Origin of the sequence: Microbacterium sp. PMB16 (assembly GCF_051294855.1) — a bacterium.
Classification (GTDB): domain Bacteria; phylum Actinomycetota; class Actinomycetes; order Actinomycetales; family Microbacteriaceae; genus Microbacterium.
In genome coordinates this window covers 2443703-2459399 of record NZ_CP145908.1, presented here as the reverse complement: position 1 = coordinate 2459399, position 15697 = coordinate 2443703, and the positions used below count along the sequence as shown (strand labels likewise).

The window sequence follows — 15697 nt, the reverse complement described above, 5'->3', positions numbered from 1 at the left end:
GCGGCCAGGATGGGACCATGCGCTACGACATCCCCGCCCCGATGCTGGCGAAGGCCGCGCCGACGGTGCCCGACCCGGCGAAGTCTCCCGGCGGGCTGCTGTACGAACCGAAGTGGGACGGCTTCCGCGGACTCATCGCCTGGGACGGCGAGACCGTCGAGATCGGATCCCGCGGGGCGAAGCCGCTCACCCGCTACTTCCCCGAGCTGGTCGAGGCCATCCCCGACCTGCTGCCCGGACCGTGCCTCCTCGACGGCGAGATCGTCGTCGCGACCGGGCCGAAGGGCGCGCAGCGCCTGGACTGGGAAGCGTTGAGCCAGCGCATCCATCCGGCCGCCTCGCGTGTCGCGAAGCTCGCGGCGGAGACCCCCGCGATGTTCATCGCGTTCGACCTCCTCGCCGACGGCGACGAAGACCTGCTCGCTGAGCCCTTCGAGACCCGCCGCGCACGCCTGGAGTCGATGATGGAGGCGGTGGAGCATCCGCTGCACATCACCCGCACGACGCGTGATCGTGATGCGGCCGTGCGCTGGCTCGCCGAGTTCGAGGGTGCGGGGCTCGACGGCGTGATCGCGAAGCCCCTGGACCAGCCGTACGCACCGGGCAAGCGCACCCTGGTCAAGATCAAGCACGCGCGAACCGCCGACGTCGTCGCGCTCGGCTACCGCGTCCACAAGTCCGGTTCCGGTGTGGGCTCATTGCTCGTGGGCCTGTACGACGACGATGGCGGCCTCCGTCAGGTCGGCGGGGTCGCCGCGTGGAGCGACGTGCGACGACAAGAACTGGTCGACGAGCTCGCCCCGCTCGTGGAGCGCGACGAGACCGGCGAGGCGGTGACCGGAGAGAGTGAGAGATCGCGATTCGCCGGCTCGAAGGACGTCTCCTTCGTGCGGTTGCGCCCTGAGCGCGTGCTCGAGGTGCGGTACGACCAACTCGAGGGGGCGCGGTTCCGCCATACCGTGCAGTTCGAGCGCTGGCGCCCCGACCGCGACGCCCGCTCATGCACGTACGACCAGCTCGACACCGTCGCGGGCTACGACCTCGCCGACGTGTTGGCGTGACCGGCGGCCTTGCGTAAGAGGCCGGCGAGCTGATCCTGTTCCTCTGCCGTCAGGCGTGCGACCGCGACCCGCGCGAAGTCGAAGGCGACCTCGAAGCGACGATGGACCTCATCGCCCTGTGCCGTGCGGGCGACCAGTCGCGAGCGACCGTCGTCGGGGTTCGCTTCACGGGTCACCAGACCGAGCGCCTCGAGCCGGCCGACGATCCGTGTCACGTTGGAGGCGTCGCATCCCGCTGATTCCGCCAGAGCGCTCATGCCCTGGAGCTCGGTGAGCTGACTGAGCATGCACGCCTGGGCCACGCTGAGCGACACGCGCGCGGCGGCCTCCTCGAAGGCGCGATCATACGTCTCGACGAGCTCCGCCACCGCCGACTCGGCGACGGACTGCAGAGCCGCCGTGCCGTCCGATGCTGTCATCCGCTCAGCATATGCCGAACTACTTGATCAGATCAAGCAGTTGTGCTTCACTGATGCTTGATCCGATCAACTAAAACAGGAGTGGGCATGACCGAACCGACAGAACAGCGCAGCGACGGCGACGACCGCCCCCTGATGTCCGCAGCCGTCATCGACCGATTCGGTGGAGTCGAGGAGTTGACCGTGCGGCGCATTCCCGTCCCCGACGTGGGCGGCGACGACGTCCTGATCCGCGTCGAGGTGGCCGGCATAGGCTCCTGGGATGCCGTCGAGCGGGAGGGTGCGTACGACGGACTGTTCGGCGTCCCGACGACCTTCCCCTACCTCCTCGGGTGGGAGGCTGCGGGCCACGTCGCCGCCGTGGGGCGCAACGTCGATCGTTTCTCCGTCGGCGACCGCGTGTACGCCGCGACGACCCCCGTCCCCCGCGGCGGCGCTTACGCCGAGTTCACCGTCGTCGCCGCGGAACACGTCGCTCCCCTGCCCGATCGGCTGACCTTCGAAAGTGCTGGACCGATGGCGTGGGACGCCCTGACCGCGCTCAGCGGTCTCGATGTCCTCGGCCTGAAGCCGGGTGACACTCTCATGGTCTTCGGAGCCAGCGGCGGCATCGGGCATCTGGCCGTTCAGCTGGCACGGCATCAGGGGCTGCGCGTACTCGCCGTGGCCTCCGGAGACGACGGCGTCGACCTCGCGCGACGGCTCGGCGCCGAGGTCGTCGTCGACGGACGAAGAGAGGACGTGACGGCTGCAGCGTCTGCTCTCGCACCCGATGGGCTGGACGCGGCTCTGGTCACCGTGGGCGGCGAAGCGACGGAACGCGCGCTCCGCGCCGTCAAGGCATCAGGGCGGATCGCCTGGCCGAACGGCGTGAACCCGCTGCCCTCGACGGCTCCGGGAGCGCGGATCATCCATTACGACGGCGACCGGAGCCGATCGGGATTCGAGCGGCTGAACACGATCGTCGAGACGAGCGACATCGCCGCCCACATCCACGCGATCTACTCCCTCGACGACATCAGAAGCGCACATCTCGCCCTCCGCGATCACTACGTCGGAAAGCTGGCGCTCCGGGTGGCGCCGGACGGGGAGGCGACGAGGTCGTAGGAAACGATCAGTCCTCGACCGCGTTGCCGTCGGCGTCCCAGTTTCCGGCGACCTTCTTGCTCGGCTGCACACGAGGCGGTTCGCCGGGCATCTTGGGGAACTCGGGCGGGAACGACAGCTCGCCCAACCCGTTCTCCTTGTCGCGCTCCCACCACTCGAGCAGCGTGTCGATGCGACCGGGCGAGGCCTGCTTGTCCGCCCAAGGGTCGCCGAGATCGGCGAGGCGCTGCGGGATGCTGCGCACCGTGAAAGCCATCGGGTCGAGCCCGTCCAGCTCCTCCCACTGCACGGGCGTCGAGACGGTGGCTCCGGGGAGCGCGCGCGGACTGTAGGCGCCGGCCATCGTCCGGTCGCGGTTCGCCTGGTTGAAGTCGACGAAGATCCGCTCCCCGCGCTCCTCCTTCCACCAGTTCATGGTCACCTGCTCCGGCATCCGACGCTCCAGCTCGCGACCGGCGGCGATCACGGCATGCCGCACGTCGAGGAACTCGTGCGTCGGCTCGATCGGCGCGAAGACGTGCAGGCCGCGGTTGCCACTGGTCTTCGCGAACGCCTCCAGCCCCGCCTCCTTCAGCACCTCACGCAGCGCGTGCGCGGCGGTCACGGCATCCGCGAAGTCCGTCCCCGGTTGCGGATCGAGATCGATCCGCAACTCGACCGGATTGTCGGCATCCGTCGCGAGAGACGCCCAGGGGTGGAAGACGATCGTGTTCATCTGCACCGCCCAGACGATGGCGCTGGTGCGGTTGAGGACGATCTGCGGATGCTGCCGCCCGCTGTTGTACGTCACCGTGACGGCGTCGACGAAGTCAGGGGTGCCCTTGGGCGGGTTCTTCGAGAAGAACCCCTCGGCTCGGGAGTCGCTCGATCCGACACCGTCGCGGAAGCGCTCGAGAGACACCGGACGATTGCCGTTCGAGGTCAGGAAAGGTCCGGAGACGAGCTGGATGTATTCAGCGAGCTCTGCCTTGGTGATACCGGCGTCCGGCCACACCAGCTTGTTCGGGCTGGAGAGCGCGACCTCGCGCTCTCCGTCGGAATCGGCGACGGTCAGGGTCACGCGTTCGGAGGCCATGCTCCGACCCTAGAGCGCCGTCCCGCAGCGCGGAAGCCTGTCAATCGTCGAGATCGACGGCGAGCACCAGCACCGGGGCGAGCGCGTCGCGTTCGACGACGATCGATGGACCGGCGGAGTCGACGATCACTCCCGCCATCTCGGAATGACTGGAGAGGACCTTCGCGAGCTGTTCGGGCTCGAACGGGAGCGGGCGGTCCCCTCGCCCGAGTGCGAGCACCTCGAGCGGGTGCGAGAAGAGCTGGAGGAAGCGTCGCCCATCGGTGGTCTGCGCCTCGGCGATCCCGACCTGCCCGCTGCCGTTGCCGTCATTCACGGCGACCCACATCCGCTTCCGCGCGAGCGCCTCGCCGACCTTGACGGTCGAGTCCTGCTCGCGGGGTGCGGCGACGATGCTCTTGACGGTCATCTCGAGGTCGGCCTGTTCGAGCGTCTTCTGCAGGAGTTCCGTGGGGAAGACGACGCGGTTCGGGGCCGAGGCGTTGTCGACGATGAGACCGGCGAAGTCACCCGACACCACCTGCTGCAGCACCGAGGTGACGGGCTGGGCCACAGCCGACGTCGCGGCAGGATCGTCCTCGAGCTTGACGGAGTCGCGCACCGCGGCCGCCGAGCTGAAAGCGAGCATGAACTGGCGCTCGCCGTCGCGAACCACCGCCACCGCCAGCGGCTTGCCCTCGCTGATCTGTGTGCGGGCATCGCCGATCACGCGGATGTACAGGTGCCCCTGCAGCGCCTGGCGCATCACTCCGAGCAACTGTTCGTTCGTGGCGCCGGCCGCGACCTCTTTGAGCGCCTCACGCAGGAGGACGTTGTCCTTCATGCCCGCGACGGTCTCGGTCTGCTCCGGAGGCAGCAGCGGCGCGAGCGGGAGTCGCCGTTCGGCCGGGGGCTGCGGGCTCGGCCGCGACTGTGCCGGGGGCACGGGGGCAGCAGCGGACGTCGCCTCGGGATCGGGAAGAGCGACTTCGGGGCCGGCGTCGGCGCCGACTCCACGGAATGCCTGCACCGAGATGCCGATCGCGGGAGCCTCGACGGTCGGCTCCGCGGCGGCCGTGTCGGCTTCGGCAGTGATCTCGTCCGGAGTGCTCGACCCCGACTCGGCGGCGTCTGCTGCGGGGGCGACGGCGTCGTCGCTGGACTTCTTGCGGCGGGAGAAGAGGGCCATATGAGCCAGCCTAACCCGGTCGGGCGCGCGCGAAGCGCGCGTGCGCGTGTGACGACCTGCGGTCTAGATCTTCTCGATCGGCGCGACCTTGATGAGCAGCTTCTTCTGCCCCGCACTGTCGAACCGCACGTGCGCGATGCGCTTCGCCCCTTCGCCGGTCACGGCGTCGACGCGGCCTTCGCCGAAGTCGGAGTGCCGGATGCGGTCGCCCGCGGTGAGCTCGAGATCGCCGTTGTCGCGCATCTTGGCCGTGACGCGGTTGGGGAACTTGTCCATCGCGGTCGAGAGCGGTTTGAGCGAGTCGCGGCCCGGCAGCGCCTTGACGCCGAACCGGTCGCCCGAACCTGAATTCGAGCCGGAACCGCCGAAGCCGCCACCGCGACGAGCGTTGAGCGCACGAGACTGCATGCCGCCTCGGGAGTTGACGTCTCCGGGAGACTGTCGCCAGTCGATCAGCCCGGCCGGGATCTCCTGCAGGAACCGACTGGGCATCGCGACAGTGACCTCGCCGAACTGCGCCCTGGTCATCGCGAGGGAGAGGTGCAGCCGCTTGCGCGCCCGCGTGATCCCGACGTAGAACAGCCGTCGTTCCTCCTGCGGGCCGCCCGGCTCCCCCGCCGAGATCCGGTGCGGGATGAGGTCTTCCTCGACTCCGGTGACGAACACCGCGTCGTACTCGAGGCCCTTCGCCGTGTGCATGGTCATCAACGACACGGTGCCGGACTCGTCGTCGAGGTCATCGGCATCCGACACCAGGGCGACCTCGGTGAGGAAGTCGACGATCGTGCCCTCGGGGTTGTTGCGCGCGAAGTCGCGGGCGACGGCGACGAACTCGTCGAGGTTCTCGACACGAGCCTCGTCCTGCGGGTCACGGCTGGCGCGGAGGGCGTCGAGGTAGCCGCTCTTGGAGAGCAGCAGGCTCAGACCGTCGGCGACGGTGGTGGGCGCCGGCAGCTCGCCGGACGCCGGGAGCATGATCGCGGTGGCCTCGGCGAGCACGGCGTCGAGGTGGGCGATGGCCGCCTGGATCTTCGGCCCGAAGCCGAGCTGAGACGAGTTCGCCAGGGCGTCGCGGAAGCTGATGTCGTGTTCTTCCGCGAACCGGGCGATCGCCGTCTCCGTCACGTCGCCGATGCCACGGCGCGGCTTGTTCAGGATGCGGCGGACCGACATCTCGTCGGCCGGATTCGCGACGGCCACGAGGTACGCGAGGGCATCCTTGATCTCGGCGCGCTCGTAGAACTTCGTGCCGCCCATGATCTTGTACGGCACGGCGGAGCGGATGAAGATCTCCTCCAGCGCGCGCGACTGCGAGTTCGTGCGGTAGAACACGGCCATCTCGGAGTAGGGCATGCCCGCCCGGCGCAGCGCATCGACCTCGTCGGCCACGAACTGCGCCTCGTCGTGCTGCGAGTAGCCGGTGAAGCCGATGATCGCGTCACCGTCACCCTTGTCGCTCCAGAGCTTCTTGTCCTTGCGATCGAAGTTGTTGCCGATCACGGCGTTCGCGGCCGAGAGGATGTTCTGGGTGGAGCGGTAGTTCTGTTCGAGCAGCACCACGCGCGCTCCGGGGAAGTCGCGCTCGAACTCGCTGATGTTGCGGATGTCGGCACCGCGGAACGCGTAGATCGACTGGTCGGAGTCACCGACGACGGTGAGCGAAGCGCCGGCCTCATCGGATCCCGTCGAAGGCTCGGGTTCGAAGATCATCATGCCGTTCGAGGCATATGGATCCGCGCCCTGCCCCGAGACAGGCCGGGTGAGTTCGTGGATCAGCGCGTACTGCGCGTGGTTGGTGTCCTGGTACTCGTCGACCAGGATGTGGCGGAAGCGGCGCCGGTAGGTGTCGGCCACCTGCGGGAACGCACGGAAGAGGTAGACCGTCTGTCCGATGAGATCGTCGAAGTCGAAGGCGTTCGCCTTCTGCAGCTGGCGCTGGTAGTCAGCGAAGAGCTCGACGAAGATGCGCTCGGTCGGATCGCTCATGTTCGCCTGACGCGCGTACGACTCGGCGTCGGACAGCTCGTTCTTCAGCTTCGAGATGCGTCCCTGCACCGATGCGGGCGTCAGCCCGTAGGCGTCGGCCTCGTGCTCTTTGACGAGGCGCTTGATGAGGGCGCGCGAGTCGCCCGAGTCGTAGATCGTGAACGTCTTCGTGAAGCCGAACTGCTCGGCCTCGCGGCGCAGGATGCGCACGCACGCGGAGTGGAACGTCGAGATCCACATACCGCGGGCGGCGTCGCCGATGAGAGCCCCGACACGCTCGCGCATCTCTCCGGCGGCCTTGTTGGTGAAGGTGATCGCGAGGATCTGGCTCGGCCAGGCCTCGCGATTGCGGAGCAGTGAGGCGATGCGCCTCGTGAGCACGCTCGTCTTGCCCGATCCGGCACCCGCGACGATGAGCAGCGCCGGCCCGCGATAGGTCACGGCCTCGAGCTGCTGAGGGTTCAATCCGGCGAGGAGGTCGTCCTGATCCCCGGCCCCTGAGGAGCGGGGGCCGACGGTTCCGGGGACGATGAGAGGAGCTTCGGTCATGGCCTTATGAGTCTAGGCGTCGGCACCGACACCGCGGTCGGCCACCCTTCGAATCGCGCACCTGGTCGGTGATCCGGCCGGAACACGACCAGGTGCGCGATTCGAAAGAAAGACCGCCGCCGTCTCAGGCCACCCGCTTCCGACGTCGCACCGCCACCGCCCCCGCGGTCAGCAGCATCAGCGCCAGCGCGATCGCGGCGATCGGAAGCTCCGAACCCGTGGTCGCCAGACCGCCCGCTCCTGCCGTGACCCGGATGTCCGCCCAGCCGAGCAGCGTGCCGTCGGTGGCGTAGACCGCGACGCGGTGCGCACCGAGCGCGGCATCCGTCGGGACGGTGACGGTGATCGCCCCGGATGCGGTGAGCGTGCCGGTCGCGATCCGCTCGGGGTCGGAGTACAGCCAGACGGCGACATCTTCGCCCGCGGCAGCCGGACCGACCGTGACCGTGACCTTCTGGCCGCGCGTCGCGACGGCAGGATCGACCGTCACACCGTTCCGGTTCCCGTCGACCAGGCCCGTGCCGGGAAGGGGCGGGTTCTCGCCGCCCGGGTTCTCGCCCGGGTTCTCGTCATCCACCCCCGGAAGGGTGCCGGTGCGCAGCGCCTCGGAGGCGAAGCCGTCGGCGAACCACCACACCGGTCGCTGGCCGTCGACCGACAGCGAGGCCGGCGCCGTGGCGAAGCCCTCGTTGTTGATGTCGGGCATGCCCGCCGGACGCGCGAAGTGCGCGATCCCCGGCTTCGCCGTGCCGTTCAGGGTGATCTCCGCGGAGCGCCCGCCGCAGCCGTCGTCGCAGACCGCCCACAGCGAGTTCCGGACGCTGTCGTAGTCGAGTGCCATGACACCCGTGAGACCGGGAGCGATCTCCGAGACCAGCGTCGCGGTACCGCCTGCGGCGAGCGCGAAGGCGTAGACGTGGCCGTTGTCCTCGACCGCGACGAAGAACAGCCCGCTGCCGTGTCCGGCGTAGTCCGCCGGGTCGTAGGCGGCGCTGGTGTTGTCATCGAAGAGCGCACCCGTGAGCGCCGAGTCCGGAACCCACTGCACCGCCTCCATGCCGAGGTTCGCACCGACGGCGGGGAGCAGCGCGGTGAGGTCCCACTCCTGCTGGGCGACGAGGTCGCCGGCCGCGGCATCCGGATCCACCTTCAGCACGACGTTCTGGTTGACGCCCTTGGCGCTGTTGTCGCGCTCGGAGGCGACGTAGACGTCGCCTCCGCCGTCGATCGTGATGCCCTCGGTGTCGGGACCGGCGGCAGCGGGGTTCGCGGCATCCTTCTGGAAACGGACGCGCTTGCCGTCGGTCCAGCCGTCGACCTTCTTCACCGATCCGTCGGCGTGCGCCTCGAGCTTCCAAATGCGGCCCTCGCCGTTGTCGACCGCCCAGAGGAACGCGCCGTCGGCCGTCTCCTGCACGTCGAGCCCCGAGCTGTCCTCGAGGAACGTCGGGATGCTGTCGACTACGCGCACGTCGGCGGAGCCTGGCCACGGAGATACCGAGACCTCGCCGGCGCAGACGTTCGCCGCACCCTTGGTCGCTTCGGCCGTGACCGCGAACACACCCGTGGTGTCGGGGCAGCGCCCCCACGTCGTCGCCGCGTGCCCTTCGCCCCAGCTGGTCTCGTCGATGAGCAGATCGCCGTCGAAGAGCCGCACCTTGTCGCCGCCTCCGAGGCCGAACCCGAGCTGGTCGCGCTCGATCACCAGGAAACCCCCGGCGGCGATCGACGTGCCGGCCGGGAGGGCATGGGCGTGCGTGTCATCATCGTCCTTCACGACGACGCCGGACACGTCGAGCGCCGCATCCGTCGGGTTCACCAGCTCGACCCAGTCATCGGGCGAGCCGCCGTCGGATTCGACCTCGTTGATCCGTACCGGGTTTCCGCAGGCGTTGCGCAGCCCCTTCGTCGAGACGGCGATGTCGGTGAACTCACCCGTGCCGTCCGCGCAGCGGGCCCACACGCCGTCTGCGTGCGCGGCGTAGACGTGCTCGTCGACCGTGTTCCCGTTCGCGTCGCGGATCGTCACGGTGTCGCCGTTGCCGAGCCCGAAGCTGAAGTTCGCGGGCTGATCGAACACGAGGTATGCGCCCGCTGCCAGCGTCGAGCCGGCCGGGAGCGGCGTGGTCTCGGCGGCGTGCCCGTTGGGGTCGTTGTCCATCACGGACCATCCCGAGACGTCGACGGACGCTCCGCTCAGGTTCACGACCTCCACCCAGTCGGTCGTGTCGCCGTTCGACTCGATCTCGTTGATGACCACATCCGGCATCACGCACGAGTTCGCCGCACCCGGGGTGGGGTGCGCCAGCAGGAAGGCACCCTCGCCGTCGGGGCAGCGCGCGAGCGTGGCTGCGGCGAAGTCGCCGTCGATCGCAGCATGACCGTTCCACGGAAGGGTGTCGTCGATCATGGCGCCGGTGGCGTCGTACAGCCGGATGCGGTCGGCGCTACCGATGCCGATCGGGTTGCGGAACGCCGTCTCGACGCCGTCGACGAGGCCGATGGTGCCCTCCTCGACGACGAGGAACTGGCCGGCGGCGATCTTCGTGCCGGGGAGGAACTGCCAGCGGTGGTCGTCGGAGTTGTCGCGGATCTCGTAGCCGGAGATGTCGAGCGCCTCGTCGCCGGCGTTGTGGAACTCCACCCAGTCGGCGGGCTGCGAGTCGACCTCGTTGATCGCGATGGTGCCGGTCGTCGGCGTCACCGCGCAATCGTTCGCCGCTCCCGGAGTGGCGGCCGTGGCGTGCGCCCACTCCCCTGTGCCGTCGGCGCAGCGCGCCCAGACCGACAGCGGCGCAGTGTTCTCGTAGGCGTAGGAGTCGATGACGGTCCCGGCAGGGTCGTAGAGGACGACCTCGTCGCCCTTGCCCAGCCCGAAGGGGAAGTCCGCGTCCTTCACCAGCACGAGGAACGCGCCGGGCGCGAGCGAGGTGCCCTCCGGTGCGTGGCCGAAGGTGTCCCGCTTCTCGTCGGAGATGGACCAGCCGTCGAGGTCGACCGCTTCGGTGCCCGCGTTGTAGAGCTCGACCTGATCGGGGAGGCCGGTCGCGGCGTCGTCGTAGACGATCTCGTTCAGGACGAGACCGGGAGCGCTCGCGGCACCCGCGATCTCTGAGGACGGACGGATGCCGGATTCGGCGCCGGTGGCGGCGAGTGGCGTGGCGATCAGGGCGGCGGCGCTCAGCGCGAACACCACCGTGACCGCCGCTGCATGCTGCAGGCGGGGCATGGGGGCTCCTGGGTCGAGACTCAGACGGGTAGGCCTCCAGACCACCGATGCCGCGTGGCCGCAGGGGTACCCCTCGGTGCACGGCGAGTGAACGGCAGGTGTCCGTTCTCCCGACTGCCCCTCCGAGCGTCAGGCGATGCGAGTCCCCGGGGGCAGTCGTCTGGCCGGCGTGCGCGTGCGTGCCCATGCGCCCGCGAAGAGTGAGCCGGCGATGACGATCTGCACGCCGAGCCCGACGAACCAGCTCGGCACCGTGGAGTTGATCACATCCTGTGGCGTGCGATAGCTGCCGCCGATGCCGCACTCATCCCAGCGCTGTTCGAGCGGAGACAGCTGAGCGCTCCGTACGCCGGATTTGATCTGTCCGAACAGGTCGACGGGATACCCCTCGGCCGTGAACTCGGTCGGCGTCGCATCGGCCAGCACGACGAACGGATTCGCCGCGAGCACCCACCACACCAGATCGAACCTCGGCACCTCGTAGGTGGAGGTGTCCCAGCTCTCGCAGTCGACGTTGCCGGCGGAGTCGTACGGACGGTTGTAGCTCGTCGCCTCGCTCCGCACCGCCATACCGCCGAGGGCGAAGGCGATCAATGTGCCGATCACGAGGCCGGCGACCACCAGGTACGTTGTCGCGACCGAGAACAACGGGCGCGCGATCAGGCCGCTCAACCCCACCCCGATCGCGGCGACGACGATGATTTCGACGGCGAGGACGAGCAGGGAGATGAGCAGCACCAGGGGATTTGCGCCGCCGCCCAGCAACGAAACCCCCAGGAAGGGCAGCGCGACGACGAGGAAGGCGCCTCCCGTCGCGATCGCCGCGAGGAGCTTGCCGACCATGATGTCGCCCGTGGACACGGCGGTCACCTGGATCGCGGCGAGCGTCGCCGCATCTCGATCTCCGTTGATGGCATTGCCGCTGAGGGTGGGCGAGACCAGCACGACGAGCAGCAGGACGATGTTGACGACGATCGAATAGACGCCCGCTCCCACCGCATCGCCCCAGGAGTAGACGGCGAACGCGAGCCCGGTGATGCCGAGGAGGAGGACGGCGAACACGCCGAGGAGGATGTACCAGCTGACGCTGCGCAGGCGCTGGGTCAGCTCGAGCCGGGCGATCGTCCCGATGTGGGTGAGGCTCATGCGCCCGCCTCCGTTCCGGTCGACGGTGCTGCCGACGGCGATGGCGGCGGTGCCGTCGCCGGTGCAGCGGGCTGCGGATGCAGATTCAGGAAGGTGTGCTCGAGGGCGCTCTGCGCCGGTGCGAACTCCGCCACCGGCAGCCCCGCCTCGACCAGCCGACGGAGGGACTGCGCGGCGGCGTCCTCGCTCGCGAAGCCGACGAGCACTGCTCCTCGGTCGGAGACCAGGGCGTCCGGCGAGAGGCCGAGACTCGACGCGACCTGCCAGGTGTCGGCCGCCATGCGTTCGGGAGAGGCACCGGCGAGCCGGATCCGCCACCCGCGCACGCTCGCCTGTGCCGGAGCCGCATCGACGACGGACCCCGCGACGAGGAACACCGCGTCGTCGACGACCTCCTCCAGCTCCGAGAGGATGTGGCTGGAGATCAGCACCGTGCGCCCCTCCGCGGCGAAGCGGCGCAGCAGCACGCGGAGATGCACGCGTGCTTCGGGATCGAGTCCGGATGCCGGCTCGTCGAGGAGCAGCACCCGGGGGTCGTTGACCAGCGCCCTGGCGAGCCCGAGCTTCTGCTTCTGCCCGCGCGAGAGCACTTTGGCCGGCGAGTCCGCCAGGTCGGCCAGACCGACGAGGGCGAGCAGCTGCTCGGCACGCACCGCGGCCTCCGGCTTCGGGATGTCGTAGAGACGCGCCGTGGTGACGATGGTCTCCCGGGCGGTCAGCGACGGCCAGGCGCCGAGAGCGTCCGGCATCCACCCCAGCATCCGCCGCGCGGCCAGCGCATCCGTCGCGGGGTCGACACCGCCGATGCTGATGCTGCCGGAGTCCGGGGCGAGGAGCGATGCGAGCATCAGCAGAAGTGTGGTCTTGCCCGCGCCGTTCGGTCCGACGAGTCCCGTCACACGACCGGGTTCGGCTCGGAGCGTGGCGCCTCGAACGGCCTGCACGGCCCCGAACGCTCTGCTGACGTCTTGCACCACGATTCCGGTCATGCGGTCAGTCTGGCATCCGAACGCCCGCGAACCCGGGACCTCCGGGCGGATGCCCAGCCGCCCGAGCCGACGGATGACACAATCGGCTCATGCGCACGATCCTCAACATCATCTGGGTCATCCTGGCCGGATGGGCCCTCTTCCTCGGGTATCTGCTCGCCGGCGTCCTGCTGTGCATCCCGATCGTCACGATCCCCTGGGCGATCGCGTCGTTCCGCATCGCGCGCTATGCGATCTGGCCGTTCGGCCGCGAAGTGGTCAGCAAACCGACGTCCGGCGTCGGCTCGTTCCTCGGCAACGTGCTGTGGGTGATCCTGGCCGGCTGGTGGCTGGCCATCGGGCACATCGTCTCCGGCATCCTGCTCTGCGTCACGATCATCGGGATCCCGATGGGCATCGCGGACTTCAAGATGGTGCCGGTGTCACTCATGCCGCTCGGCAAGGAGATCGTGTCGACCCGCCGCGGGGCCTTCGACCGCAAGCTCTGACGGCCGAGTTCTGCGGCCCCGTCAGCCGCGGAAGAAGTCGACGCCCAGATCGGGGTGGTCGACGAAGACGCCGTCGACCCCGGTGCGCGCGATGACGCCCCACTCCGCCTCGTAGTCGCCGAAGGCGCCGCGGCCTCCGGAACCGCGATACTCCGGGGCGAGGAACGCGTTCTCCGGGCGACAGGTCCACGTGAAGACCTTCAGGCCCCGCGCATGCGCGTCCGCGACGATCGAGTTGCCGCGAGCGAGCAGCATCTTCCTGTCCACGCTGATGCCGTCGAACCGCCCGACCAGGCCGTCGAGCCCCGCTGGTGTGACGGTGGCCTTATAGGTGAGCGCCTGCTTGCCCTGGGTGACGAACAGATCGTAGGGCCGACCGGCCGCCTCGATGAGGTAGACGTAGGAGGCGACGATCCCCCGGGCGCGCAACTGGCCGAGCACCGTCGACTCGAAGCTCTCGATGATGAGGGGCAGCTCGCCGTCGGCCCAGCCCGCCTCCCGCAACTCGCCCTCGATGAGAGGAACCAGATCGAGCCCGATCGAGGCGAAGTACGTCGCGTGCTTCACCTCGAGCACCACGCCGATCTCGCGGCCGTACTCTTCTGAGCCCTGCCGCACGATGTCGAGCACATCGACGAGACGCAGGATCGCCTGCGCGTCGTCGAAGCTCGCGCTGGACACGCGCACCTCGGGCAGCCGCTCACGTCCGCGGAGGGTCGACAGCTCGGCCCAGGTGAAGTCCTCGGTGAACCAGCCGGTCAGCGCTTCTCCGTCGACGCGCTTCGTCGTCTTGCGGTCGGCGAACTCCGGATGCTGCGCGACGTCGGTCGTGCCGGAGATCTCGTTCTCGTGGCGGACGATCAAGACGCCGTCCTTGGTGGCGACGACATCGGGTTCCACCGCGTCGACGCCCATGGCCAGTGCCAACTCGTACGAGGAGCGACTGTGCTCGGGACGGTAGCCGGGCGCACCGCGATGGCCGATGACGAGGGGCGATTTCCTGGGCACGCTCTCAGCGTAGAACACCCCGCTGTCGGTCCTGCGCGAGTATCGTAGAGGAAAGCGACCTACGACCCCCTTTTGGAGTGAGGCCCACCAATGAGCAACTTCGCCTTCAACAACCCGGCGTTCAAGCAGCAGGATCCGCGCAATGTCGCGACCTACCCGGGCGGTCCTCAGGCTGCTCAGGGCGCGCAGACCGCATCGTTCCAGCACGGTGTGATGGATGCCGCGGCCAACGCGCAGCTGGAGGGCATGTACGCCTCCCCGCCTGCCGGCGCCATCGAGACCGACCGCATGTCCGTCGAGGACACCGTCTGGAAGACCGCCGGCCTGTTCGGCATCCTCCTCGTCGCCGCAGCCATCGGCTGGGTGTGGACGCTCGGCGGCGTGGCAGCCCCCGAGAAGGACCCGTACAGCGGCTTCATGCCGAACATGCTGCCGTGGATCATCGGCGCCCTCGGCGGCTTCGTGCTCGCCATGGTCATCGTGTTCACCTCCCGCAAGACCGTGCGTCCCGCACTGATCTTCACCTACGCCGTGTTCGAGGGCCTGTTCGTCGGTGGCATCTCGGCATTCTTCGAGGTCCTGTTCCCGGGCATCGTCGTCCAGGCGACGCTGGCCACCGTCTCCGTCGTCGGCGTCACGCTGGCGCTCTTCGCAAGCGGGAAGATCCGCGCGTCGAAGAAGGCGACCAAGGTCTTCATGATCGCCATGGTCGGCTACATGGTCTTCTCGCTGCTGAACCTCGTCCTGATGTGGACCGGTATCAACGACAACGCGTTCGGCCTGCTGAGCGAGAACATCATGGGCATCCCGCTCGGCCTGATCATCGGCGTTCTCGTGGTCATCATGGCCGCGTACTCGCTGGTGCTCGACTTCGACCAGATCCAGCAGGGCGTCCGCAACGGCGCTCCCCGCAAGTTCGGCTGGATGGGTGCCTTCGGCATCATGGTCACGGTCGTCTGGCTCTACGTCGAGATCCTGCGCATCATCGCGATCGTCCGCAGCAACTGATCACGACCGTCACCTGATCACACACCTCGTCGAGAGGCCCGTCTCCTTCCGGAGGCGGGCCTCTTGCCATACGTGGGCAGGTGCGCGCAAGGGGGTGTCGCGCTTTCTATGAATCCGTGGATAGTGGTGAGACGAACTCCCGGCACCCCGGGAGTCCTACACAGTAAAGCAAGGAGCAGACCATGAGTTTCCTCGGATTCCTTCTTCTCGGCCTGATCGCCGGCGCCATCGCCAAGCTCATCCTTCCGGGCAAGCAGGGCGGCGGATGGTTCATCACGCTACTGCTCGGCGTGGTCGGTGCACTTCTCGGCGGATGGATCGGTTCCGCCGTCTTCGGCGTGGGAGTCGACAGCTTCTTCGAGATCAGCAGCTGGCTGCTGGCCATCGGTGGCGCGATCATCGTGCTGCTGATCTACGGCCTGATCGCCGGCCGTGGCAACAAGGTCCGTAACTGACGCACACCG

13 protein-coding genes are annotated in these 15697 nt (G+C 68.7%); 5 read left to right on the top strand and 8 right to left on the bottom strand.

The window, feature by feature from the left end:
* Positions 1–17: 17 nt before the first annotated feature.
* The gene (locus V5D55_RS11830) at positions 18–1061 is read left to right on the top strand and encodes an ATP-dependent DNA ligase (protein WP_435743221.1); all 1044 of its coding nucleotides are present in this window, start codon (positions 18–20) and stop codon (positions 1059–1061) included.
* On the opposite strand, the gene V5D55_RS11825 is transcribed toward V5D55_RS11830, so the two are convergent.
* Entirely contained in the window at positions 1034–1480 is a 447-nt protein-coding gene (locus V5D55_RS11825; RefSeq protein ID WP_435743219.1) for a MarR family winged helix-turn-helix transcriptional regulator, read from the bottom strand. The two genes, V5D55_RS11830 and V5D55_RS11825, sit on opposite strands and share 28 nt — an antisense overlap.
* 87 nt (positions 1481–1567) lie before the next feature.
* On the opposite strand from V5D55_RS11825, the gene V5D55_RS11820 reads away from it, so the two are divergent.
* A complete protein-coding gene (locus V5D55_RS11820; protein WP_435743217.1) occupies positions 1568–2587 on the top strand; it encodes a quinone oxidoreductase family protein in 1020 nt (339 codons plus the stop codon).
* A gap of 7 nt (positions 2588–2594) precedes the next feature.
* Here V5D55_RS11820 and ligD read toward each other — a convergent pair whose 3' ends face one another.
* The 6 genes from ligD to V5D55_RS11790 form a co-directional block, all read right to left on the bottom strand.
* Positions 2595–3662: a non-homologous end-joining DNA ligase gene (gene ligD / locus V5D55_RS11815; protein WP_435743215.1), complete on the bottom strand. Its 1068-nt coding sequence runs from the start codon at positions 3660–3662 to the stop codon at positions 2595–2597.
* 40 nt (positions 3663–3702) lie between these two features.
* Positions 3703–4830: an SseB family protein gene (locus V5D55_RS11810; RefSeq protein WP_435743213.1), complete on the bottom strand. Its 1128-nt coding sequence runs from the start codon at positions 4828–4830 to the stop codon at positions 3703–3705.
* A gap of 63 nt (positions 4831–4893) precedes the next feature.
* On the bottom strand, positions 4894–7365 hold the full coding sequence (locus tag V5D55_RS11805; RefSeq protein WP_435743212.1) for an ATP-dependent helicase: 2472 nt from the start codon (positions 7363–7365) through the stop codon (positions 4894–4896).
* 124 nt (positions 7366–7489) lie between these two features.
* Positions 7490–10594, bottom strand: a complete 3105-nt coding sequence (locus V5D55_RS11800; RefSeq protein ID WP_435743210.1) for a lamin tail domain-containing protein — start codon at positions 10592–10594, stop codon at positions 7490–7492.
* Positions 10595–10723: 129 nt separating this feature from the next.
* Positions 10724–11740: an ABC transporter permease gene (locus V5D55_RS11795; RefSeq protein ID WP_435743208.1), complete on the bottom strand. Its 1017-nt coding sequence runs from the start codon at positions 11738–11740 to the stop codon at positions 10724–10726.
* On the bottom strand, positions 11737–12729 hold the full coding sequence (locus V5D55_RS11790; RefSeq protein WP_435743206.1) for an ABC transporter ATP-binding protein: 993 nt from the start codon (positions 12727–12729) through the stop codon (positions 11737–11739). Before V5D55_RS11790 ends, V5D55_RS11795 begins: the two co-directional genes overlap by 4 nt.
* A gap of 89 nt (positions 12730–12818) precedes the next feature.
* On the opposite strand from V5D55_RS11790, the gene V5D55_RS11785 reads away from it, so the two are divergent.
* Positions 12819–13217, top strand: a complete 399-nt coding sequence (locus V5D55_RS11785) for a YccF domain-containing protein (RefSeq protein WP_435743204.1) — start codon at positions 12819–12821, stop codon at positions 13215–13217.
* A 21-nt stretch (positions 13218–13238) separates the two neighbouring features.
* Here V5D55_RS11785 and V5D55_RS11780 read toward each other — a convergent pair whose 3' ends face one another.
* Complete coding sequence (locus V5D55_RS11780; RefSeq protein ID WP_435743202.1) at positions 13239–14225, bottom strand: glycerophosphodiester phosphodiesterase family protein; 987 nt, start codon at positions 14223–14225, stop codon at positions 13239–13241.
* Between the two features lie 90 nt (positions 14226–14315).
* On the opposite strand from V5D55_RS11780, the gene V5D55_RS11775 reads away from it, so the two are divergent.
* Positions 14316–15233 carry a Bax inhibitor-1/YccA family protein gene (locus V5D55_RS11775; protein ID WP_435743200.1) on the top strand — a complete coding sequence of 306 codons (918 nt, stop codon included), beginning with the start codon at positions 14316–14318 and terminating at the stop codon, positions 15231–15233.
* A 182-nt stretch (positions 15234–15415) separates the two neighbouring features.
* Positions 15416–15688: a GlsB/YeaQ/YmgE family stress response membrane protein gene (locus V5D55_RS11770; RefSeq protein ID WP_435743198.1), complete on the top strand. Its 273-nt coding sequence runs from the start codon at positions 15416–15418 to the stop codon at positions 15686–15688.
* The last annotated feature ends 9 nt before the right edge of the window (positions 15689–15697 follow it).

What these genes read in the sequence shown, in the direction of transcription:
- V5D55_RS11830 (WP_435743221.1), top strand. Translation starts at nt 18, where the DNA reads ATGCGCTACGACATCCCCGCCCCGATGCTGGCGAAGGCCGCGCCGACG.
- V5D55_RS11825 (WP_435743219.1), bottom strand. Translation starts at nt 1,480, where the DNA reads ATGACAGCATCGGACGGCACGGCGGCTCTGCAGTCCGTCGCCGAGTCG.
- V5D55_RS11820 (WP_435743217.1), top strand. Translation starts at nt 1,568, where the DNA reads ATGACCGAACCGACAGAACAGCGCAGCGACGGCGACGACCGCCCCCTG.
- ligD (WP_435743215.1), bottom strand. Translation starts at nt 3,662, where the DNA reads ATGGCCTCCGAACGCGTGACCCTGACCGTCGCCGATTCCGACGGAGAG.
- V5D55_RS11810 (WP_435743213.1), bottom strand. Translation starts at nt 4,830, where the DNA reads ATGGCCCTCTTCTCCCGCCGCAAGAAGTCCAGCGACGACGCCGTCGCC.
- V5D55_RS11805 (WP_435743212.1), bottom strand. Translation starts at nt 7,365, where the DNA reads ATGACCGAAGCTCCTCTCATCGTCCCCGGAACCGTCGGCCCCCGCTCC.
- V5D55_RS11800 (WP_435743210.1), bottom strand. Translation starts at nt 10,594, where the DNA reads ATGCCCCGCCTGCAGCATGCAGCGGCGGTCACGGTGGTGTTCGCGCTG.
- V5D55_RS11795 (WP_435743208.1), bottom strand. Translation starts at nt 11,740, where the DNA reads ATGAGCCTCACCCACATCGGGACGATCGCCCGGCTCGAGCTGACCCAG.
- V5D55_RS11790 (WP_435743206.1), bottom strand. Translation starts at nt 12,729, where the DNA reads ATGACCGGAATCGTGGTGCAAGACGTCAGCAGAGCGTTCGGGGCCGTG.
- V5D55_RS11785 (WP_435743204.1), top strand. Translation starts at nt 12,819, where the DNA reads ATGCGCACGATCCTCAACATCATCTGGGTCATCCTGGCCGGATGGGCC.
- V5D55_RS11775 (WP_435743200.1), top strand. Translation starts at nt 14,316, where the DNA reads ATGAGCAACTTCGCCTTCAACAACCCGGCGTTCAAGCAGCAGGATCCG.
- V5D55_RS11770 (WP_435743198.1), top strand. Translation starts at nt 15,416, where the DNA reads ATGAGTTTCCTCGGATTCCTTCTTCTCGGCCTGATCGCCGGCGCCATC.